The 21857-nt window shown below is 72.8% G+C and carries 15 protein-coding genes; 13 read left to right on the top strand and 2 right to left on the bottom strand.

Annotated elements, in window-relative coordinates; all coding sequences use genetic code 11:
* Nucleotides 1–15: 15 nt before the first annotated feature.
* Nucleotides 16–822 (top strand): ribonuclease III, encoded by an 807-nt coding sequence (rnc, locus tag ACWGSR_RS21065; protein WP_376233334.1) that lies wholly within the window; start codon nt 16–18, stop codon nt 820–822.
* A 147-nt stretch (nt 823–969) separates the two neighbouring features.
* On the top strand, nt 970–1833 hold the full coding sequence (gene mutM, locus ACWGSR_RS21070) for a bifunctional DNA-formamidopyrimidine glycosylase/DNA-(apurinic or apyrimidinic site) lyase (protein WP_376233337.1): 864 nt from the start codon (nt 970–972) through the stop codon (nt 1831–1833).
* Between the two features lie 34 nt (nt 1834–1867).
* Here the strand turns inward: mutM and ACWGSR_RS21075 are convergent, their stop codons facing one another.
* Nucleotides 1868–2905: a CAP domain-containing protein gene (locus ACWGSR_RS21075; RefSeq protein ID WP_453568125.1), complete on the bottom strand. Its 1038-nt coding sequence runs from the start codon at nt 2903–2905 to the stop codon at nt 1868–1870.
* A 182-nt stretch (nt 2906–3087) separates the two neighbouring features.
* Between ACWGSR_RS21075 and ACWGSR_RS21080 the strand changes: the two genes are divergently transcribed.
* From ACWGSR_RS21080 to ftsY, 5 genes are all read left to right on the top strand, one after another.
* The gene (locus ACWGSR_RS21080; RefSeq protein ID WP_376233341.1) at nt 3088–3369 is read left to right on the top strand and encodes an acylphosphatase; all 282 of its coding nucleotides are present in this window, start codon (nt 3088–3090) and stop codon (nt 3367–3369) included.
* A gap of 387 nt (nt 3370–3756) precedes the next feature.
* On the top strand, nt 3757–3975 hold the full coding sequence (locus ACWGSR_RS21085) for a hypothetical protein (RefSeq protein ID WP_053644539.1): 219 nt from the start codon (nt 3757–3759) through the stop codon (nt 3973–3975).
* Nucleotides 3976–4209: 234 nt separating this feature from the next.
* On the top strand, nt 4210–7788 hold the full coding sequence (gene smc / locus ACWGSR_RS21090; RefSeq protein WP_453568128.1) for a chromosome segregation protein SMC: 3579 nt from the start codon (nt 4210–4212) through the stop codon (nt 7786–7788).
* A gap of 226 nt (nt 7789–8014) precedes the next feature.
* Nucleotides 8015–9448, top strand: coding sequence for a sugar porter family MFS transporter (locus ACWGSR_RS21095; RefSeq protein ID WP_453568130.1), 1434 nt, complete (start codon nt 8015–8017; stop codon nt 9446–9448).
* Between the two features lie 211 nt (nt 9449–9659).
* Nucleotides 9660–10886 carry a signal recognition particle-docking protein FtsY gene (gene ftsY, locus ACWGSR_RS21100; RefSeq protein WP_376233350.1) on the top strand — a complete coding sequence of 409 codons (1227 nt, stop codon included), beginning with the start codon at nt 9660–9662 and terminating at the stop codon, nt 10884–10886.
* An 84-nt stretch (nt 10887–10970) separates the two neighbouring features.
* On the opposite strand, the gene ACWGSR_RS21105 is transcribed toward ftsY, so the two are convergent.
* Nucleotides 10971–11624 carry a bifunctional DNA primase/polymerase gene (locus ACWGSR_RS21105; protein WP_376233352.1) on the bottom strand — a complete coding sequence of 218 codons (654 nt, stop codon included), beginning with the start codon at nt 11622–11624 and terminating at the stop codon, nt 10971–10973.
* 425 nt (nt 11625–12049) lie between these two features.
* Between ACWGSR_RS21105 and nsdA the strand changes: the two genes are divergently transcribed.
* The 6 genes from nsdA to ftsH all read left to right on the top strand — a co-directional run bounded on the left by nsdA (nt 12050) and on the right by ftsH (nt 21839).
* Nucleotides 12050–13525, top strand: a complete 1476-nt coding sequence (nsdA, locus tag ACWGSR_RS21110; protein ID WP_453568132.1) for a transcriptional repressor NsdA — start codon at nt 12050–12052, stop codon at nt 13523–13525.
* A gap of 364 nt (nt 13526–13889) precedes the next feature.
* A complete protein-coding gene (locus ACWGSR_RS21115; protein WP_376233357.1) occupies nt 13890–15239 on the top strand; it encodes an ammonium transporter in 1350 nt (449 codons plus the stop codon).
* The gene (locus tag ACWGSR_RS21120) at nt 15236–15574 is read left to right on the top strand and encodes a P-II family nitrogen regulator (protein ID WP_053644524.1); all 339 of its coding nucleotides are present in this window, start codon (nt 15236–15238) and stop codon (nt 15572–15574) included. Before ACWGSR_RS21115 ends, ACWGSR_RS21120 begins: the two co-directional genes overlap by 4 nt.
* Nucleotides 15575–15595: 21 nt before the next feature.
* Nucleotides 15596–18052: a [protein-PII] uridylyltransferase gene (locus ACWGSR_RS21125; protein ID WP_453568135.1), complete on the top strand. Its 2457-nt coding sequence runs from the start codon at nt 15596–15598 to the stop codon at nt 18050–18052.
* 132 nt (nt 18053–18184) lie between these two features.
* Nucleotides 18185–19738, top strand: a complete 1554-nt coding sequence (gene ffh, locus ACWGSR_RS21130) for a signal recognition particle protein (RefSeq protein ID WP_376233363.1) — start codon at nt 18185–18187, stop codon at nt 19736–19738.
* A gap of 142 nt (nt 19739–19880) precedes the next feature.
* Complete coding sequence (gene ftsH, locus ACWGSR_RS21135; RefSeq protein WP_376233366.1) at nt 19881–21839, top strand: ATP-dependent zinc metalloprotease FtsH; 1959 nt, start codon at nt 19881–19883, stop codon at nt 21837–21839.
* The last annotated feature ends 18 nt before the right edge of the window (nt 21840–21857 follow it).

The raw sequence follows: 21857 nt of genomic DNA on the forward strand, positions 1-21857 counted from the left end.
CTGGTGAGAGGCGCAATGTCTGAGTCCCGCAAGACGGACGACAAGACGGACCATGCCTCGTCCCACACGCTTCTGGAAGGGCGGCTCGGCTACCAGCTCGAGTCCGCCCTTCTGGTGCGTGCGCTGACCCACCGTTCGTACGCGTACGAGAACGGCGGTCTGCCCACCAACGAGCGTCTGGAGTTCCTCGGGGACTCCGTGCTCGGCCTGGTGGTCACCGACACGCTGTACCGCACCCACCCCGACCTGCCCGAGGGCCAGCTGGCCAAGCTGCGGGCCGCGGTGGTCAACTCTCGTGCGCTGGCGGACGTGGGCCGCGGACTCGAACTCGGCTCCTTCATCCGGCTCGGCCGGGGCGAAGAGGGCACGGGCGGACGGGACAAGGCGTCCATCCTCGCCGACACCCTCGAAGCGGTGATCGGCGCGGTCTATCTCGACCAGGGCCTCGACGCGGCGTCCGAGCTGGTGCACCGGCTCTTCGACCCGCTGATCGAGAAGTCCTCGAACCTCGGTGCCGGCCTGGACTGGAAGACCAGCCTCCAGGAGCTCACCGCGGCCGAGGGCCTGGGCGTCCCGGAGTACCTCGTCTCCGAGGAGGGCCCGGACCACGAGAAGACCTTCACCGCTGCCGCCCGCGTCGGTGGTGTCTCGTACGGCACCGGCACCGGCCGCAGCAAGAAGGAAGCGGAACAGCAGGCGGCGGAGTCCGCGTGGCGCGCGATCCGCGCGGCCGCGGACGAGCGCGTGGCGGCGGCGAAGGCCGCAGTCGAGGCGGGAGCGGTCGCCGACCCCTCTCCTGCCAAGGACCGGGCCTCGGCCTGATCCTTCGTCCCGCTCGCCTTCCGAGCCTTCAGGGAACCCCGCCCCAGGGCGGGGTTCCCGTCTTTTCCGCACCCCGTCCGGACGGCAGTAGGGTGGATCCGGCCGCCCAAGAAGCCGTGAGACGGCGAAGAATTCCGGAGGAACACCGTGCCCGAGCTGCCCGAGGTCGAGGTCGTACGGCGCGGTCTGGAGCGCTGGGTCGCCGGCCGGACCGTGACCGGGGTCGAGGTCCTGCACCCCAGGGCCGTGCGCCGCCACCCGGCCGGCGGCGAGGACTTCGCGGCCCGGCTGAAGGGGCAGCGGGTCGAGGGCGCGCGGCGGCGCGGCAAGTACCTCTGGCTGCCGCTGGCCGACACCGGGACGGCCGTGCTCGGACACCTCGGCATGAGCGGGCAGCTCCTCGTCCAGCCGCACGACGCCCCCGACGAGAAGCACCTGCGGATCCGGGTCCGCTTCGACGACACGGCCGGCACCGAACTCCGCTTCGTCGACCAGCGCACCTTCGGCGGGCTCTCGCTCCACGACCAGAGCCCCGACGGCCTCCCGGACGTCATCGCGCACATCGCCCGCGACCCGCTGGACCCGGAGTTCGACGACGCCGCCTTCCAGAGCGCGCTGCGCCTGCGCCGTACGACGATCAAGCGGGCCCTCCTGGACCAGTCGCTGATCAGCGGCGTCGGCAACATCTACGCGGACGAGGCGCTCTGGCGCTCGCGGCTGCACTACGACCGGCCGACCGCCACCCTGACCCGGCCGCGCTCGGCCGAACTCCTCGGACACGTCCGGGACGTGATGAACGCGGCCCTCGCCGTCGGCGGCACCAGCTTCGACAGCCTGTACGTGAACGTCAACGGCGAGTCCGGCTACTTCGACCGCTCCCTCGACGCCTACGGCCGCGAGGACGAACCCTGCCGCCGCTGCGGCACCCCGATGCGCCGCCGCGCCTGGATGAACCGCTCCAGCTACTTCTGCCCGCGCTGCCAGCGCCCGCCGCGCGTCGTCGCGGTGTGAGCGGGTCGCGCGGGGCCGAAGCCGGTGGCCCGGTTCAGTAGCCGAAGTCCTGGGTCCACCAGGGGCCGCCGGCGCCGAAGTGCACGCCCACGCCCATCGTCTTGAAGTCGCAGTTCAGGATGTTGGCGCGGTGGCCGTCGCTGTTCATCCAGGACTTCATCACGGCCGCCGCGTCCGCCTGGCCGCGGGCTATGTTCTCGCCGGCCAGGGTGGAGACGCCCGCCTGCTGGGCGCGCGCCCACGGGGTGTCCCCGTCGGGGTCCGTGTGGTCGAAGAAGCCGCGGGCAGCCATGTCCGCGCTGAACGCGCCCGCCAGCGACGCGAGCCGCGCGTCGGCGCTCACCGGGGTGCAGCCCACCGTGGCGCGCTCGGCGTTGACCAGGCGCAGGACCTCCGCCTCGGCGGCGCTGTCCCGGTTCGCGGTGGGGGCGGCGGCCTTCCGGGTCGGTGCCGGGGCGGTCGGCTTCGGCTTCGGTTTCGGCTTCGACACGGGCGCCTCGGCGGTGGGCGCGGCCGAGGTCTTCGGGGCGGCGGTCTTCGGGGCGGCGGGCTTCGCGCTCGCCGCCTTCGTGGGCCGGGGGGCCGCCGTCTTCGCGGCCTTCGGCTTCGCCCCGGACGACGGGGTCGCGCTCGGCTTCGGCTTCGCGCTGGGGGAGGCGGTGGTCTTCGAGGGCTTCGGGCTCGGCTTGGCGCCCGGTTTCGTGCTCGGCTTCGGCGCCGTGGAGGACGGCTTCCCGCCACTCTCGCTCTCGTCCGAGCCCGGGCCCGAGCCCGTACCCGCGCTCGTGCCCGTGGTCGCCGGGCCCGTCGCCCCGCCCTGCGTCGTCAGCTGCGGGGCCTGCCGGGACGCCGACTGGTGCCCGGCCGTGTCGGTGCCGCCGACCGTGAGCGTGTCCCCGCCGGGCAGGAGGCCCGAGGCGACCAGGGCCGCGCCGACCGCGACCGCGGCGGAGGCACCGAGCAGACCGGTGCGCACGGACCGCCTGCGGCGGTCACCCCGGTGCCGGCGGTCCGTACCGGCCGCGTAGTCTTCTGCGGCGGGTGCGGCGCCGGAGCGACGGTGGCGTCCCATTGCTCTGCCCTCCTGCTGGTCTTTCCTGCTGACCTTTGCTGATCTTTGCGGTCGGTACCGTCGAGGTCCGACAGCCGAACGGTGCGCGCCCGAACGGGTGGGACGCGTTCGTCGGGACTGTACGCGAGTGGGAAGCGGGGGGCGATGTGCTCGTCGGACGGGATGCCCGTTAGCGTGCAGCCATGAGCGACGACGTACGGATGACCGCCTGGGTGCGCGGCCGGGTACAGGGAGTGGGCTTCCGCTGGTTCACCAGGGCAAACGCTTTGGAGATCGGCGGCCTGACGGGCTTCGCCCTCAACCTCGACGACGGCCGGGTGCAGGTCGTGGCCGAAGGAGCGCGTGAGAATTGCCACCGTCTGCTCGACTGGCTCCACTCCGACGACACACCCGGACGCGTGGACGGAGTCACTGAGATCTGGGACACCCCGCGCGGCGGCTACAACGGATTCGCCATCCGCTGACGATCACTCTCCGAGACCCCTCCCGGTGACCCGGAGGGGCCTCGCGCGAACGCGCCGTAACGGGCGTGTGAAGGGGAAACCCCCTGGTGGTTGCCAAGGATCGCCCGCCGTGGAAGGCTGCCCGATGAGATCGAGCGCGACGCCCCGAAGCGCCGGGTCGAGAGGCGCGCCCGCCCCCTGAGCGGCCGTGGACTCCCCGGTCGTCCCTTCGGACGGGGCGTGATCGTGTTGACCGTCAAACTTTTTGGTGAGACTCTGGAAGCCCCGCGCACCTTAGCTGTGGGGCAGTGGAACCGGCACAACAAGTCACTGCCGAACACCGCGGGTGCGAATCCCTCACGACCCACACCGCTTCGGTCGGTCACTCATTGTGGAGGACCATCCATCATGGCAAAGGCGCTTCTCGGTTACGTCGGCGGCTCCGACCCGCGACTCCTCGCCGAGATGCGACGGCTCCAGCAGCGCGTCCAGGACCTCGAATCCGAGCTGGTACGGATCCAGTCCGAGAACGACGCGCTCGCCGCTGCCGCCGCTCATCACCAGGGAGAGTCGCTGCTCGACAGCATCGACCTCGACGTACCCCAGGCGGAGCCTGCGCTCACCTGACAACCCAGCCCCGAGGGGCCAGGTGGGAAACACACAGGTCGGCGCGGCCGACCGCCACACAGCCGCATATGGAGCTCGACGCATGTCGGCTGAACACGCAAGGGGCGCTTCGGCGTCCCTTCTTGCTTTCACCCGTTGTTTCCCCGGAGTCCCCCATGCCTCCCCCTTCCTCATCCGAGGATCTGCCCTGCACGTTCGCGGGTGAAACGCGCGGGCCCCGGTAGAGTCCCCGACGTGCACCTCAAGGCCCTGACGCTCCGCGGATTCAAGTCGTTCGCCTCGGCCACCACACTGAGGTTCGAGCCGGGAATCACCTGCGTCGTGGGCCCCAACGGCTCGGGCAAGTCCAACGTCGTGGACGCCCTCTCCTGGGTCATGGGCGAACAGGGCGCCAAGTCGCTGCGCGGCGGCAAGATGGAGGACGTCATCTTCGCCGGCACGACCGGGCGCCCCCCGCTCGGCCGCGCCGAGGTCTCGCTGACCATCGACAACTCCGACGGCGCCCTGCCCATCGACTACGCCGAGGTCACCCTCACCCGGATCATGTTCCGCGGCGGCAGCAGCGAGTACCAGATCAACGGCGACACCTGCCGCCTGCTCGACTTCCAGGACCTGCTCTCCGACTCCGGCATCGGACGCGAGATGCACGTCATCGTCGGACAGGGGCAGCTCGACTCCGTGCTGCACGCCGACCCGATGGGCCGCCGCGCCTTCATCGAGGAGGCCGCCGGCGTCCTCAAGCACCGCAAGCGGAAAGAGAAGGCGCTGCGGAAGCTCGACGCGATGCAGGCCAACCTCGCGCGCGTGCAGGACCTCACCGACGAACTGCGCCGGCAGCTCAAGCCGCTCGGCCGGCAGGCCGCCGTCGCCCGCCGGGCCGTCGTCATCCAGGCCGACCTGCGCGACGCGCGCCTCCGCCTCCTCGCCGACGACCTCGTCCACCTCGGGGCGGCGCTCACCGCCGAGGTCGCCGACGAAGCGGCCCTCCTCGCCCGCAAGGAGGCCACCGAGGCCGAGCTCGAAGCCGCCCTCGCCCGGGAGGCCGCCCTGGAGGCGGAGGCACGCGCGCTCGTGCCCCGCCTGGAACGCGCCCAGCAGACCTGGTACGACCTCTCCCGGCTCGCCGAACGCGTCCGGGGCACCGTCTCCCTGGCCGACGCGCGCGTGAAGAGCGCCACCACCGCGCCCCCCGATGAGCGGCGCGGCCGCGACCCCGAGGACCTGGAGCGCGAGGCGGCCCGCGTCCGCGAGCAGGAGGCCGAGCTCGAAGCCGCCCTGGAGGCGGCCGAACGCGCCCTGGAGGACGCCGTCGCCCACCGCTCCGACCTGGAGCGCGCCCTGACCGACGAGGAGCGCCGCCTCAAGGACGCGGCCCGCGCCCTCGCCGACCGGCGCGAGGGCCTCGCCCGCCTCCACGGCCGGGTCGACGCGGCCCGCTCGCGCGCCTCCGCCGCCGGGGCCGAGATCGACCGGCTCGCCGCCGCCCGGGACGAGGCCGCCGAACGGGCCGCCGCCGCCCAGGAGGAGTACGAACGGCTCAAGGACGAGGTCGACGGCCTCGACGCGGAGGACACCGAGCACGCCGAACGGCACGAGGCCGCCCGCCGCGGGCTCGCCGAGGCCGAAGCCGCCCTGGGCGCCGCCCGCGAGGCCCTCGACACCGCCGAGCGCCGCCGCGCCGCGACCCGTGCCCGCCACGACACCCTCGCCCTCGGACTGCGCCGCAAGGACGGCACCGGCGCCCTGCTCGCCGCCGGACTCGCCGGCCTCCTCGGCCCGGCGGCCGACCTCCTCACGATCACCCCCGGCTACGAGGTCCCCGTCGCCGCCGCCCTCGGCGCGGCCGCCGACGCGGTCGCCGCCGGACCCTCCGCCGCCGTCGAGGCCCTCCGCCTGCTGCGCAAGCAGGACGCGGGCCGCGCCTCCCTGCTCCTCACCGGGGCCCAGGAGCCGGAGCAGGACCACGACCGGGACCCGGGCCGGGGGCCCGGCCCGGTGGGTCCCGCGCCCGGCGGGCACCCGTACGCCGCCGACCTCGTCCGGGGCCCCGCCGAACTCATGGGCGCCGTCCGCCGGCTCCTCGCCGGCGTCGTCGTGGTCGACGACCTGGACGAGGCCGCGGACCTGGTCAGGACCCGGCCCGCGCTGACCGCCGTCACCACCGAGGGGGACCTGCTCGGCGCGCACGTCGCGCACGGCGGCTCCGCCGGCGCCCCCAGCCTCCTCGAAGTCCAGGCCTCCGTCACCGAGGCCGCCGCCGAGCTCGACGAACTGGGCGCGCGGTGCGAGGAGTCGGCCGCCGCCCGGGAGGAGGCCGACGAGCGGCGCCGCACCGCCGCCGCGCTCGTCGAGGAGCTCGACGCCCGCCGCCGTACCGCCGAGCGCGAGAAGTCCGCCGTCGCCCAGCGGCTCGGCCGGCTCGCCGGGCAGGCCAGGGGAGCGGTGGGGGAGGCCGAGCGCGCCGCCGTGGCCGCCGCCCGCGCCCAGGAGGCCCTGGAGCGGGCCGCCGCCGACGCCGAGGAGCTGGCCGAACGGCTCCTGGTGGCCGAGGAGGCCGCCGCCGACGAGGGCGGGGACGAGGAGCCCGACACCTCCGCGCGCGACCGGCTCGCGGCCGACGGCTCCCGGGCGCGCCAGACCGAGATGGAGGCCCGGCTCCAGGTCCGTACCCATGAGGAGCGGGTCAGGGGGCTCGCCGGACGGGCCGACTCCCTCGACCGGGCCGCCCGCGCGGAACGGGAGGCACGCGCGCGTGCCGAGCGGCGCCGGGTCCGGCTCCGCCACGAGGCGGAGGTCGCCGGCGCGGTCGCCGCCGGGGCCCGCACACTCCTGGCCCACGTCGAGGTCTCGCTCTCCCGTGCCGAGCGGGAGCGGGCGGTCTCCGAGGCGGCCAGGGCCGACCGGGAGCGGGGGCTCACGGCGGCCAGGGCCCGGGGCCGGGACCTCAAGGCCGAGCTGGACAAGCTGACCGACTCCGTCCACCGGGGCGAGGTCCTCGGCGCCGAGAAGCGGCTGCGGATCGAGCAGCTGGAGACGAAGGCCCTGGAGGAGTTCGGCGTCGGAGCGGCCGCCCTGGTCGCCGAGTACGGCCCCGACCAGCCCGTTCCCCCGCCGCCCGCGGTCGAGGGGGAGGAGGGCGGGGAGCCCGGCGCGCCCCGGCCGTTCGTCCGTTCGGAGCAGGAGAAGCGGCTGAAGGCCGCCGAGCGGGCCCACCACCAGCTCGGCAAGGTGAACCCGCTGGCCCTGGAGGAGTTCGCCGCCCTGGAGGAGCGGCACAAGTTCCTCTCGGAGCAGCTGGAGGACCTGCGGAAGACCCGGACCGACCTGCTTCAGGTCGTGAAGGAGGTCGACCTGCGCGTCGAGCAGGTCTTCACCGAGGCGTACCGGGACACGGCCCGCGAGTTCGAGGGCGTCTTCTCGCGCCTCTTCCCGGGCGGCGAGGGCCGTCTCGTCCTCACCGACCCGGACGACATGCTCACCACCGGCGTCGAGGTGGAGGCCCGCCCGCCGGGCAAGAAGGTCAAGCGGCTCTCGCTGCTCTCCGGCGGCGAGCGCTCGCTGACGGCCGTGGCGCTGCTCGTCTCCATCTTCAAGGCCAGGCCAAGCCCGTTCTACGTGATGGACGAGGTCGAGGCGGCGCTCGACGACACCAACCTCCAGCGGCTGATCCGGATCATGCAGGAGCTCCAGGAGTCCTCGCAGCTGATCGTGATCACGCACCAGAAGCGGACCATGGAGGTCGCGGACGCGCTGTACGGCGTTTCCATGCAGGGCGACGGGGTATCCAAGGTCATCAGCCAAAGGCTGCGTTAGCGGATCCGCGCCCGACCATCGTCGAGCCGCCTTCAAGAGTTGAACTTAATGGGTATGGCCCTGCCCCCAAATTCACAGGAGGGGAACCCTTGACTTCGAAACTTGAACGCATAGTCTCTGCAACGTTGCTTTTACCTTCAAGTGGTGGGCGGCGTGAAGTTGTGCGCCACTGGAAGGGCTCGCCCCCCACGCCCCGACAACGCTGCCGGAGCATCCAGGAGTCCATGTGACCAGCACTGAGTCGGCGTCCACGCCGCCCCCCTCCGAAGGCCGCGCCGCCCACCCGGACCACCTCGGTCACGTCATCTTCATCACGGCCTCCGCCGCGATGGGCGGCTTCCTCTTCGGCTACGACAGCTCCGTCATCAACGGCGCCGTGGAAGCGATCCGCGACCGGTACGACATCGGCTCCGGCACCCTCGCCCAGGTCATCGCCATCGCCCTGATCGGCTGCGCCATCGGCGCCGCCACCGCCGGCCGGATCGCCGACCGCATCGGCCGCATCCGCTGCATGCAGATCGCCGCCGTCCTCTTCACCGTCAGCGCCGTCGGCTCGGCCCTGCCCTTCGCCCTTTGGGACCTCGCCTTCTGGCGGATCATCGGCGGCTTCGCCATCGGCATGGCCTCCGTCATCGGCCCCGCCTACATCGCCGAGGTCGCCCCCGCCGCGTACCGCGGCAGGCTCGGCTCCTTCCAGCAGGCCGCCATCGTCATCGGCATCGCCATCTCCCAGCTGGTCAACTACGGCATCCTCCAGCTCGCCGACGGCGACCAGCGCGGCAAGATCGGCGGCCTGGAGGCCTGGCAGTGGATGCTCGGCGTGATGGTCGTCCCCGCCCTCCTCTACGGCCTGCTCTCCTTCGCGATCCCCGAGTCCCCCCGCTTCCTGATCTCCGTCGGCAAGATCGACAAGGCCAAGGAGGTCCTCGCCGAGGTCGAGGGCAAGGACGTGAACCTGGACCACCGGGTGACCGAGATCCAGCAGGCCATGCGCCGCGAACACAAGTCCACCTTCTGGGACCTGTTCGTCACCGGCAGCCGCTTCAAGCTGCTGCCCATCGTCTGGGTCGGCATCGGACTCTCGGTCTTCCAGCAGCTCGTCGGCATCAACGTCGCGTTCTACTACTCCGCGACCCTCTGGCAGTCCGTCGGCATCGACCCGTCCAGCTCGTTCTTCTACTCGTTCACCACGTCGATCATCAACATCATCGGCACCGTGATCGCGATGGTCCTGGTCGACCGGGTCGGCCGCAGGCCGCTCGCCCTCGTCGGCTCCGTCGGCATGGCGATCGCCCTCGCCTTCGAGGCCTGGGCCTTCTCCGCCGACCTCGTCGACGGCAAGCTGCCCGAGACCCAGGGCGTCGTCGCCCTCGTCGCCGCCCACGTCTTCGTGCTCTTCTTCGCCCTCTCGTGGGGCGTGGTGGTCTGGGTCTTCCTCGGCGAGATGTTCCCCAACCGGATCCGCGCCGCCGCCCTCGGCGTCGCCGCCTCCGCCCAGTGGATCGCCAACTGGGCCATCACCGCCAGCTTCCCGTCCCTCGCGGACTGGAACCTCTCCGGCACCTACATCATCTACACGGTCTTCGCCGTGCTCTCGATCCCCTTCGTGCTCCGGTACGTCAAGGAGACCAAGGGCAAGGCGCTGGAGGAGATGGGCTAGGGGCCTGTGCGGCGGATCAGGGTCGGAAAGGCCCCACCCCCGCTGTCCCTCTCCCCACCCACGGAGACCGCCCCGGTCCGAGGCCCCGCGCCCCGGACCGGGGCGGTTCCCGTGCGCGGCACCGCCGAACGGCGGACCGGCCCGTACGCGGGGGCGTGCCCCACGGGGAGTACGGGGGACGGGCGCGGGGTGACGCCATACTGGACCCGTTATGGAACTCATCCTTGCTGTAGTCATCGCTCTGGTCGTCGCGGTCGCCGTGACGAGCGGGCTCGTGGTCAGCGGCCGCAAGAAGAAGCAGCTGCCCCCGGCCGAGCCGCCGTCCACCCCGCCGACCATCACCGCTCCGCCCGCCGAACCGCGCGTCGGCGAGGAGGCGGAGACACCGCGGGAGGAACCACGCCGCACGGTCGAGGAGGTCGAGCTCCCCACGGCCGAGGAGGCCACCGGGACGCCGACCGCCGTCGAGGACCCGGTCGTCGCCGAGCCCCCGGCCCCCGTGATCGAGGTCCCCGAGCCCACCGCCGGCCGTCTCGTACGGCTCCGGGCCCGCCTCGCCCGCTCCCAGAACACGCTCGGCAAGGGGCTGCTCACGCTCCTGTCCCGCGAGCACCTCGACGAGGACACCTGGGAGGAGATCGAGGAGACCCTCCTCACCGCCGACGTCGGCGTCGCCCCCACCCAGGAGCTCGTCGAGCGGCTGCGCGAGCGCGTGAAGGTGCTCGGCACCCGCACCCCCGACGAGCTGCGCGGTCTGCTCCGCGAGGAGCTGATCACCCTCCTCGGCCCCGACCTCGACCGCACGGTGAAGACCGAGAGCCCCGCGGACGTCCCCGGCGTCGTCATGGTCGTCGGCGTCAACGGCACCGGCAAGACCACCACCACCGGCAAGCTGGCCCGCGTCCTCGTCGCCGACGGCAAGTCCGTCGTCCTCGGCGCCGCCGACACCTTCCGCGCCGCCGCCGCCGACCAGCTCCAGACCTGGGGCGAGCGCGTCGGCGCCCGCACCATCCGCGGCCCGGAGGGCGGCGACCCGGCGTCGATCGCCTTCGACGCGGTCAAGGAGGGCATCGCGGAGGGCGCCGACGTCGTCCTCATCGACACCGCCGGCCGCCTCCACACCAAGACCGGCCTCATGGACGAGCTCGGCAAGGTCAAGCGCGTCGTAGAGAAGCACGGCCCGCTCGACGAGGTCCTCCTCGTCCTCGACGCCACCACCGGCCAGAACGGCCTGATCCAGGCCCGCGTCTTCGCCGAGGTCGTCGACATCACCGGCATCGTCCTGACCAAGCTCGACGGCACCGCCAAGGGCGGCATCGTCATCGCCGTCCAGCGCGAGCTGGGCGTCCCGGTCAAGCTCATCGGCCTGGGCGAGGGCCCGGACGACCTGGCCCCCTTCGAGCCGGGCGCCTTCGTCGACGCCCTGATCGGCGACTGACCGCGCGTCCACGCGCACGCGTGAAGGGGCCCCGCCGGAAGAACCGGCGGGGCCCCTTCACGCGTGCGGACGGACCGGCGGCGGTCAGAAGTGCGTGCGGTGGCAGATGTACGCCAGGGTGCCGAGCAGCAGCCGCGCCTGCGGCGGCGCGCCCGCCGTGTCCAGGGTCGGGGGCCGCAGCCAGCGCACCGGCCCGAGGCCGCCCAGGTCCGACGGGGGAGCGGTCACGTACGAGCCGGGGCCCAGACAGTGCAGGTCCAGATCGGCGTCGTCCCAGCCCATCCGGTACAGGAGCCGCGGCAGCTCGGCCGCCGCCCCCGGCGCCACGAAGAACCGCGCCCGGCCGGTCGGGGTCGCGCACACCGGGCCGAGCGGAAGGCCCATGCGCTCCAGGCGGACCAGGGCCCGCCGGCCCGCCGCCTCCGCCACCTCGATCACGTCGAAGGACCGGCCCACCGGGAGCAGCAGTGCCGCGCCCGGGTACTCCGACCACGCCTTGACGGCGTCGTCGAGCCCGGCGCCCGCCGGGACCGGCTCAGCGAAGGACAGCGGGTGCGCCCCGGGGGCCGCGCACACCGGATCACCGCAGGAGCACCGACCGGAGACGGCCCGCGCCCCGGGGACCACGTCCCAGCCCCACAGCCCCGTGTACTCCGCCACCGCTGTGCACTCCGTGGCGCGCACGCGGCGGCGTGCGCCGGACCGCATCTCACGAATGCCGCCGATCGTGAAACCCATGTCCCCTCCAACGGGTCGAGCGCGCCGGTGGTTACGACCGGGAGCACTGCCGTCACGCCCCGTCACGCTCCGTCGCCGAGGGTGGCGCACGGTCGTGCGGGGGGTGGCGCGGAACGGGACACGCGCCTCTCCGCGCACCCGTCCGCCGACTCCGGTTCGTCGCATGTCAAGTCAAGCGCGTTCCACGGGTGGTGGGTTCATTCGAAGGGGTGGCGAATGGTGGCGTTTCTTGTATCCCCCTCGTAGAGGGGTGATCGTAGGGTTACTTTCGGTACTCGAACCGTGGGACGCACTGCACGCGTGGGTATGCCGGTGGCAACCCGGTTTCCAGTTCGAAGGAGCGCGAACGCCGGACGGATGCCGCGAGAGGCGGCATTCTGATAAGGGTTCGCACGACAGGCAATCAGGTGGATGGGGGCGTTCCAGTGGGCGGCAACGGCGCAGACGGTACGACTGCCGGCAAGCGCCCGAACGAGCGGCTGGGCTCGTGGTTCGTGCGCAGCGGCTGGTCCAAGGGCGAACTGGCGCGCCAGGTGAACCGCAGGGCGCGCCAGATGGGCGCGCACCACATCTCCACCGACACCTCGCGCGTGCGCCGCTGGCTCGACGGCGAGCAGCCCCGCGAGCCCATCCCGCGGATCCTCTCCGAGCTCTTCTCCGAGCGCTTCGGATCCGTCGTCGCCGTCGAGGACCTCGGCCTGCGCGCCGCCCACCAGTCGCCCTCCGTCTCCGGGGTCGACCTCCCCTGGGCCGGTCCCCAGACCGTCGCCCTGCTCAGCGAGTTCTCCCGCAGCGACCTCATGCTCGCCCGCCGGGGCTTCCTCGGCTCCTCCCTCTCCCTCGCCGCGGGACCCGCCCTCATCGAACCGATGCAGCGCTGGCTCGTCCCCACCCCGGCCGGCGAGGCCGAGCGGCCCGTCCCCCTCGCCGACGCCCGTCGCCCCCAACGGCTCTCCGAGGTCGAGCTCAACCTCCTGGAGTCCACCACCGCCATGTTCCGCAAGTGGGACGCCCAGTGCGGCGGCGGACTGCGCCGCAAGGCCGTCGTCGGACAGCTCCACGAGGTCACCGACCTCCTCCAGGAGCCCCACCCCGCCGACGTCTCCAAGCGCCTCTTCACCTGCGCCGCCGAACTCGCCGAACTCGCCGGCTGGATGAGCTACGACGTCGGCCTCCAGCCCACCGCCCAGAAGTACTTCGTGCTCGCCCTGCACGCCGCCAAGGAAGCCGGCGACAAGCCCCTCGGCTCGTACATCCTGTCGTCCATGAGCCGCCAGATGATCCACCTCGGCCGGCCCGACGACGCCCTCGAACTGATCCACCTCGCCCAGTACGGCAGCCGGGACTGCGCCACCGCCCGCACCCAGGCCATGCTGTATGCGATGGAGGCCCGCGCCTACGCCAACATGGGCCAGCCCTCCAAGTGCAAGCGGGCCGTCCGGATGGCCGAGGACACCTTCTCCGACGTCGGCCTGGAGGGCGAGCCCGAGCCCGACTGGATCAGGTTCTTCTCCGAGGCCGAGCTCAACGGCGAGAACTCCCACTCCTACCGCGACCTCGCCTACGTCGCCGGACGCTCCCCGACCTACGCCTCCCTCGCCGAACCCCTCATGGAGCGGGCCGTCGAGCTCTTCGAGAAGGACGCCGACCACCAGCGGTCGTACGCCCTCAACCTGATCGGCCTCGCCACCGTCCACCTCCTCAAGCGCGAGCCCGAGCAGTCCGTCGTCCTCGCCGAGAAGGCCTTCGGCGTCGCCCGCAGCATCCGCTCCGAGCGGGTCAACACCCGGCTCCGCAAGACCGTCGACCACGCCGCCCGCGGCTTCGGCGACGTCGCCGAGGTCGTCCAGCTCACCGACCGGCTCGCCCAGCTCCTCCCCGAGGCCGCCGAAGCCGTCTGACCCCTCCCGCCCGGGCCCCCAGGGCCCGCCAGGACCCCGGCCGCGCCGGACGTCCCGTACTGCCCGACTCGGCTCCCCCGCCGCAAGGACACACGGACGCCGGCGCGGCCGGTTCGCGTCCCCCGCCCCGTACCGGACGCCCGCCCGGCGCCGTACGCGCGGAGGGTACGCCGTTACCTGCCCGTGACCCGCGTGTTCACGGTCACGTAACACGCCCCACCCCTTCGTCACGGCTCCGAAACATCGAGCGGCACCGCCGGAAACCGTGCTGCGCGAATCTCTGGCCCATAACCGGCCATCCCTCACGGCCGGCCGCTCTCCGGCCCCGCCCCGCACAGGCCGTACCGACGACGAGGAGACGCCGATGGCACCAGCCATCACGACCCTGGCCGCAGACGCCCCCGCGCTGTCCGCCGCCAACACCGGGTTCATGCTCATCTGCTCCGCCCTGGTCATGCTGATGACCCCGGGACTCGCCTTCTTCTACGGAGGCATGGTCCGCGTCAAGTCCACCCTCAACATGCTGATGATGAGCTTCGTCAGCCTCGGGATCGTCACGATCCTGTGGGTGCTCTACGGCTTCAGCATCGCCTTCGGCACCGACGTCGGCTCGATCGTCGGCTGGTCCTCCGACTACGTCGGCCTCAGCGGCATCGGCATCACCGAACTGTGGGACGGCTACACCATCCCCGTCTACGTCTTCGCCGTCTTCCAGCTGATGTTCGCGATCATCACCCCCGCCCTCATCAGCGGCGCCCTCGCCGACCGCGTCAAGTTCACCGCCTGGACCCTCTTCATCACCCTCTGGGTCACGGTCGTGTACTTCCCCGTCGCCCACTGGGTCTGGGGCTCCGGCGGCTGGCTCTTCGAGATGGGCGTCATCGACTTCGCCGGCGGCACGGCCGTCCACATCAACGCCGGCGCCGCCGCCCTCGGCGTCATCCTCGTCATCGGCAAGCGCGTCGGCTTCAAGAAGGACCCGATGCGCCCGCACAGCCTCCCGCTGGTCATGCTGGGCGCCGCCCTCCTCTGGTTCGGCTGGTTCGGCTTCAACGCCGGCTCCTGGCTCGGCAACGACGACGGCGTCGGCGCCGTGATGTTCGTCAACACCCAGGTCGCCACCGCCGCCGCCATGCTCGCCTGGCTCGCCTACGAGAAGATCCGCCACGGCTCCTTCACCACCCTCGGCGCCGCCTCCGGCGCGGTCGCCGGCCTCGTCGCCATCACCCCCGCCGGCGGCTCCGTCAGCCCCCTCGGCGCCATCGCCGTCGGCGCGATCGCCGGCCTCCTCTGCGCCATGGCCGTCGGACTCAAGTACAAGTTCGGCTACGACGACTCCCTCGACGTCGTCGGCGTCCACCTCGTCGGCGGTGTCGTCGGCTCCCTCCTCGTCGGTTTCTTCGCCACCGGCGGCGTCCAGTCCGACGCCAAGGGCCTCTTCTACGGCGGCGGCCTGGAGCAGCTCGGCAAGCAGGCCGTCGGCGTCTTCGCGGTCCTCGCCTACTCTCTGATCGTCTCCGCGATCCTCGCCCTGGCCGTCGACAAGACGATCGGGATGCGGGTCAGCGAGGACGACGAGGTCTCCGGCATCGACCAGGTCGAGCACGCCGAGACCGCGTACGACTTCAGCGGCGCCGGCGGCGGCACCTCCTCCCGCTCCACCGCCGCCGCCCCCGCCCCGGCCGTCACGCAGAACAAGAAGGTGGACGCATGAAGCTCATCACCGCGGTCGTGAAGCCGCACCGGCTCGACGAGATCAAGGAGGCCCTCCAGGCGTTCGGCGTCCACGGCCTCACCGTCACCGAGGCCAGCGGCTACGGCCGCCAGCGCGGCCACACCGAGGTCTACCGGGGCGCCGAGTACACCGTCGACCTGGTCCCCAAGATCCGCATCGAGGTCCTCGTCGAGGACGAGGACGCCGAACAGCTCGTCGACGTCGTCGTCAAGGCCGCCCGAACCGGCAAGATCGGAGACGGCAAGGTGTGGAGCGTGCCGGTCGAGACCGCCGTAAGGGTCCGCACCGGCGAGCGCGGTCCGGACGCACTGTAGGAACACGTGAGGAGCCGCCGGGTGACGAGCCTCGAAGTCAGCGCACAGAACGAAGATTCGGGACCCGGCGGTTACGCGGCGGCCCGGCTGCTCCTCCTCCACGAGAAGGAGCGGTCCGGGCCGCCGCGCCGTACCGCCCTCGCCCGCCTCACCGACGACTGGCTGGCCGGCCTCTTCGCCGCCGCCGCGCCGCCCCGCGGCACCGCCCTCGTCGCCGTCGGCGGCTACGGCCGCTCCGAACTCTCCCCCCGCAGCGACCTCGACCTCGTCCTGCTCCACGACGGCACCGCCGACAAGGCCGCGATCGCCGCCCTCGCCGACCGCATCTGGTACCCCGTCTGGGACCTCGGCCTCGCCCTCGACCACTCCGTCCGCACCCCCGCCGAGGCCCGCACCACCGCCGCCGAGGACCTCAAGGTCCACCTCGGCCTCCTCGACGCCCGGCCCCTCGCCGGAGACGCCGGACTCGTCGCCGCCCTGCGCACCACCGTCCTCGCCGACTGGCGCAACCAGGCCCCCAAACGCCTCCCCGAACTCGACGAACTCTGCCGGGAGCGCGCCGAACGCATGGGCGAGCTCCAGTTCCTCCTGGAACCCGACCTCAAGGAGGCCCGCGGCGGACTGCGCGACGCCCAGGCCCTCCGCGCCGTCGCCGCCTCCTGGCTCGCCGACGCGCCCCGCGAAGGCCTCGACCGCGCCCGCCGCGTCCTCCTCGACGCCCGCGACGCCCTCCACCTGGCCACCGGCCGCGCCACCGACCGGCTCGCCCTCCAGGAACAGGACGCCGTCGCCGCCGAACTCGGCCTCCTCGACGCCGACACCCTGCTCCGCGAGGTGTACGAGGCCGCCCGGACCATCTCGTACGCCACCGACGTCACCTGGCGCGAGGTCAACCGCGTCCTCAAGGCCCGCTCGGCCCGCCCCCGGCTCCGGTCCCTCCTCGGCCGCTCCGGCGGCAAGCCCCCCGTCGAGCGCACCCCGCTGGCCGAGGGCGTCGTCGAGATGGACGGCGAGGTCGTCCTCGCCCGCACCGCCAGGCCCGAGCGCGACCCCGTCCTGCCCCTGCGCGCCGCCGCCGCGGCCGCCCAGTCCGGCCTGCCCCTCTCCCCGCACGCCGTACGCCGGCTCGCCGCCACCGCCAAACCCCTCCCGGTGCCCTGGCCCGCCGAGGCGCGCGAGGAACTCGTCACCCTCCTCGGCGCCGGCGAGGCCACCGTCCCCGTCTGGGAGGCCCTGGAGGCCGAGGGGATCGTCACCCGGCTGCTCCCCGACTGGGAACGCGTCCGCTGCCGCCCCCAGCGCAACCCCGTCCACACCTGGACCGTCGACCGCCACCTCGTCGAGACCGCCGTCCGCGCCGCCTCGCTCACCCGCCGCGTCGGCCGCCCCGACCTCCTCCTCGTCGCCGCCCTCCTCCACGACATCGGCAAGGGCTGGCCCGGCGACCACTCCGTCGCCGGCGAGACCATCGCCCGCGACCTCGCCGCCCGCGTCGGCTTCGACCGCACCGACACCGCCACCGTCGCCACCGCCGTCCGCCACCACCTCCTCCTCGTCGAGACCGCCACCCGGCGCGACCTCGACGACCCCGCCACCGTCCAGTCCGTCGCCGCCGCCGTCGGCACCCTCGGCACCCTGGAGCTCCTGCACGCCCTCACCGAGGCCGACGCCCTCGCCACCGGCCCCGCCGCCTGGTCCTCCTGGCGCGCCTCGTTGGTCGCCGACCTGGTCAAACGGGTCGCGGGCGTCCTCGCCGGCGAACCCCTGCCCGACCCCGAGGCCGCCGCACCCAGCGCCGAACAGGAACGCCTCGCCATGGAGGCCCTGCGCACCGGCGAACCCGTCCTCGCCCTCCACACCCAGGCCGAGCGGCGGACGGAGGGCGACGAGGACGACACGGCCCCCGAGCCCGTCGGCGTCGAACTCGTCATCGCCCTGCCCGACCAGCCCGGCGTCCTGCCCGCCGTCGCCGGCGTCCTCGCCCTGCACCGCCTCACCGTCCGCGCCGCCGACCTGCGGGCCGTCGACCTCCCCACCGGCCTCGGCACCGGCTCCGTCCTCGTCCTCGACTGGCGCGTCGCCGCCGAGTACGGCTCCCTGCCCGAGGCCGCCCGGCTCCGCGCCGACCTCGGCCGCGCCCTCGACGGCTCCCTCGACATCCCCGCCCGCCTCGCCGAACGCGAGGCGGCCTACCCCCGGCGCCGGGGCCTCACCGCCCCGCCGCCCCGCGTCACCGTCGCCGCCGCCGACTCCCGCCTCGCCACCGTCATCGAGGTCCGCGCCCAGGACGCCCCCGGCCTCCTCCACCGCATCGGCCGCGCCCTGGAGGGAGCGGCGGTACGGGTCAGGAGCGCGCACGTCTCCACCCTGGGCGCCAACGCCGTCGACACCCTGTACGTAACTCGCCCGGACGGCTCCCTGCTGCCTCCGGAGGAGGCGGTGGACCTGGCGAGGACGCTGGAGACGGCGCTGGGGTGACGTCCCGGCCGCCGGCCCGTCCCGGCCGCCCCCGCGCGCCGTATATCGGCGGGCGGGGGCACACACTTCGACCAGCCCGATACTCTGGAGGGCAATCCGCACGCCCCCGACACCCGAGGATCCGCGACCGCCGTGTTCGATACCCTCTCCGACCGCCTTGCAGCGACCTTCAAGAACCTCCGTGGCAAGGGCCGTCTGTCCGAGGCGGACATCGACGCCACCGCCCGTGAGATCCGCATCGCCCTGCTCGAGGCGGACGTCGCCCTGCCGGTCGTCCGGTCCTTCATCAAGCAGGTCAAGGAGCGCGCCACCGGCTCCGAGGTCTCCCAGGCCCTGAACCCGGCCCAGCAGGTCATCAAGATCGTCAACGACGAACTCGTCTCGATCCTGGGCGGCGAGACCCGCCGCCTCCGGTTCGCCAAGACCGCGCCCACCGTGATCATGCTCGCCGGTCTCCAGGGCGCCGGCAAGACCACCCTCGCCGGAAAGCTCGGCCTCTGGCTCAAGGGCCAGGGCCACTCCCCGCTGCTCGTCGCCTGCGACCTCCAGCGCCCCAACGCCGTCAACCAGCTCTCCGTCGTCGCCGACCGCGCGGGCGTGGCCTTCTACGGCCCCCAGCCGGGCAACGGCGTCGGCGACCCGGTCCAGGTCGCCAAGGACTCCGTCGAGTACGCGCGCACCAAGCTCTACGACGTCGTCATCGTCGACACCGCCGGCCGCCTCGGCATCGACCAGGAGCTGATGCGGCAGGCCGCGGACATCCGCGACGCCGTCAGCCCCGACGAGATCCTCTTCGTCGTCGACGCCATGATCGGCCAGGACGCGGTCAACACCGCCGAGGCCTTCCGCGACGGCGTCGGCTTCGACGGCGTCGTGCTCTCCAAGCTCGACGGCGACGCCCGAGGCGGTGCCGCGCTCTCCATCGCGCACGTCACCGGCAAGCAGATCATGTTCGCCTCCAACGGCGAGAAGCTGGACGAGTTCGACGCGTTCCACCCGGACCGCATGGCGTCCCGCATCCTCGGCATGGGCGACATGCTCTCCCTCATCGAGAAGGCCCAGCAGACCTTCGACGAGGAAGAGGCCGCCAAGATGGCCTCGAAGCTCGCCTCGAAGAAGGGCCAGGAATTCACGCTCGACGACTTCCTGGCGCAGATGGAGCAGGTCCGCAAGATGGGCTCCATCAGCAAGCTCCTCGGGATGCTGCCCGGCATGGCCCAGATGAAGGAGCAGATCAACAACATCGACGAGAAGGACGTCGACCGCACGGCCGCCATCATCAAGTCGATGACCCCGGGCGAGCGCCAGGACCCGACGATCATCAACGGCTCCCGCCGCGCCCGTATCGCCAAGGGCTCCGGCGTCGAGGTCAGCGCGGTCAAGGGTCTGGTCGAGCGGTTCTTCGAGGCCCGCAAGATGATGTCCCGCATGGCCCAGGGCGGCGGCCTGCCGGGCATGCCCGGCATCCCCGGCATGGGCGGCGGCCCCGGCCGGCAGAAGAAGCAGGTCAAGCAGGCCAAGGGCAAGCGCAAGAGCGGCAACCCGATGAAGCGGAAGGCCGAGGAGCAGGCCGCCGCCGAGCGCCGCGAGCAGGCGCAGCAGGGCGGCGCCTTCGGTCTGCCCGGGGCGGGCCAGACCCCGAAGGACTTCGAGCTGCCGGACGAGTTCAAGAAGTTCATGGGCTGACAGCCCGTACGAGAAGGGGCCCGGGGCGGCGCGAAACCGCCCCGGGCCCCTTTCTCGTCCCTTCATCCCTCCGGACCGCCCGCGATGCCCGGTTCCTCCCGCTCTTCGATACTGGGGCCACTGCCGCCCCGAGGAGAGTCACGTGGCCGACCCCGCACCCCCGCGCGACCGGACCGACCAGCCCTGGCGCTCGGAAGGGGCCCCGCCGCCCCCGTCGCCGAAGAAGCGGATGCCGGGCGGCTGGGGCGGACTGATCCTCACCGCCCTCGTCGTGTACCTGATCACCAACATCGTCCTGTCGTTCTTCAACGACGGCGACGGCCCGACGATCTCGTACACCGAGTTCGACAAGCAGGTCGCCGCCGGGAACGTCACCAAGATCTACTCCAAGGGCGACGCGATCCAGGGGCAGCTGAAGAACAAGCAGCCCGTCCCCGACGGCGAGGGCGACTACACCAAGTTCACCACCCAGCGGCCCGCCTTCGCCGACGACGACCTGTGGGCGCAGCTGACCAGGCAGAACGTCGTGGTCACCGCCGAGCCGGTCGTCCAGGAGCGCAGCTTCCTCGCCAATCTGCTCCTCTCGCTCGCCCCGATGCTGCTGCTCGTCCTGCTCTGGGTGTTCATCGCCCGCCGGATGAGCGCGGGCATGGGCGGCGCCGGCGGCATGCTGGGCCGCAAACAGCCGCCCAAGCCGGTGGAGCTGGAGACCGGGAAGCGCACCACCTTCGCCGACGTGGCCGGCATCGACGAGGTCGAGGGCGAGCTCAACGACGTCGTCGACTTCCTCAAGAACCCGGACGCCTACCGTGCGATGGGCGCCAAGATGCCCCGCGGCGTGCTCCTCGCCGGGCCTCCCGGCACCGGCAAGACGCTCCTCGCGCGGGCCGTCGCGGGCGAGGCCGGGGTGCCGTTCTTCTCGGCCTCCGCCTCCGGGTTCATCGAGATGATCGTGGGCGTGGGCGCCTCCCGGGTGCGGGAGCTGTTCGCCGAGGCCCGCAAGGTCGCCCCGGCGATCATCTTCATCGACGAGATCGACACCATCGGCCGGGCCCGGGGCGGCGGCTCCGGGATGGGCGGCCACGACGAGCGCGAGCAGACCCTCAACCAGATCCTCACCGAGATGGACGGCTTCACCGGCTCCGAGGGGGTCGTCGTCCTCGCCGCCACCAACCGCGCCGACGTCCTGGACCCCGCCCTCACCCGGCCCGGCCGCTTCGACCGGATCGTCCACGTCAACCCGCCGGACCGGGGCGGCCGCGAGGCCATCCTGCGCATCCACACCCGGGAGATCCCGCTCGCCAAGGACGTCGACCTGGAGCGGGTGGCCCGCACGACCCCCGGCATGACCGGTGCCGAGCTCGCCAACCTCGCCAACGAGGCCGCGCTCCTGGCGGTCAAGCGCGACCAGAAGGCCGTCACGCAGTCCGACCTGTCCGACGCCCTGGAGAAGGTCCAGCTCGGCGCGGAACGGCCCCTCGTGATGCCGGAGGAGGAACGGCGGCGGACCGCGTACCACGAGAGCGGCCACGCCCTGCTCGGCATGCTCCAGCCCGGCGCCGACCCGGTCCGGAAGGTCACCATCGTGCCGCGCGGCCGCGCCCTGGGCGTCACCCTGTCGACCCCCGACGCCGACAAGTACGCCTACACCGAGGAGTACCTGCGCGGCCGGATCGTCGGGGCCCTCGGCGGGATGGCGGCCGAGCAGATCGTCTTCGGGGTGATCACCACCGGTGCCGAGAGCGACCTGGAGCAGGTCACCAACATCGCCCGGGGCATGGCGGGCCGCTGGGGCATGAGCGAGAGCGTCGGCCGCCTCACCGCCATCCCGAGCGACGCCCAGCAGGCGTACGGCCTGTCGGCGGCCCCCGCGACCCTGGACACCGTCGACCGGGAGATGCGACGGATCGTCGACGAGTGCTACGAGGTCGCGCTGCGGCAGCTCGACGACCACCGGGACAGGCTGGACGCCCTGGCCGAGGCCCTCCTGGCGAACGAGACCCTGGACGAGGACGCGGCCTACCGCGCGGCGGGCATCGCCCGCCCGTCCCCGGGCCCCGAGCCGGGCGTGGGCCCGAACCCGGAGCGGCCGGGGGCGTGACGGGAGCGGCGCGTGCGG

The organism is Streptomyces sp. NPDC055632, assembly GCF_053618675.1.

Excerpts from the sequence above, each read along its gene's own strand:
- ACWGSR_RS21085 (WP_053644539.1), top strand. The coding sequence starts at position 3,757 with ATGGCAAAGGCGCTTCTCGGTTACGTCGGCGGCTCCGACCCGCGACTC.
- ACWGSR_RS21075 (WP_453568125.1), bottom strand. The coding sequence starts at position 2,905 with ATGGGACGCCACCGTCGCTCCGGCGCCGCACCCGCCGCAGAAGACTAC.
- ACWGSR_RS21105 (WP_376233352.1), bottom strand. The coding sequence starts at position 11,624 with ATGGGTTTCACGATCGGCGGCATTCGTGAGATGCGGTCCGGCGCACGC.
- ftsY (WP_376233350.1), top strand. The coding sequence starts at position 9,660 with ATGGAACTCATCCTTGCTGTAGTCATCGCTCTGGTCGTCGCGGTCGCC.
- ACWGSR_RS21115 (WP_376233357.1), top strand. The coding sequence starts at position 13,890 with ATGGCACCAGCCATCACGACCCTGGCCGCAGACGCCCCCGCGCTGTCC.
- rnc (WP_376233334.1), top strand. The coding sequence starts at position 16 with ATGTCTGAGTCCCGCAAGACGGACGACAAGACGGACCATGCCTCGTCC.
- ACWGSR_RS21120 (WP_053644524.1), top strand. The coding sequence starts at position 15,236 with ATGAAGCTCATCACCGCGGTCGTGAAGCCGCACCGGCTCGACGAGATC.
- ACWGSR_RS21080 (WP_376233341.1), top strand. The coding sequence starts at position 3,088 with ATGAGCGACGACGTACGGATGACCGCCTGGGTGCGCGGCCGGGTACAG.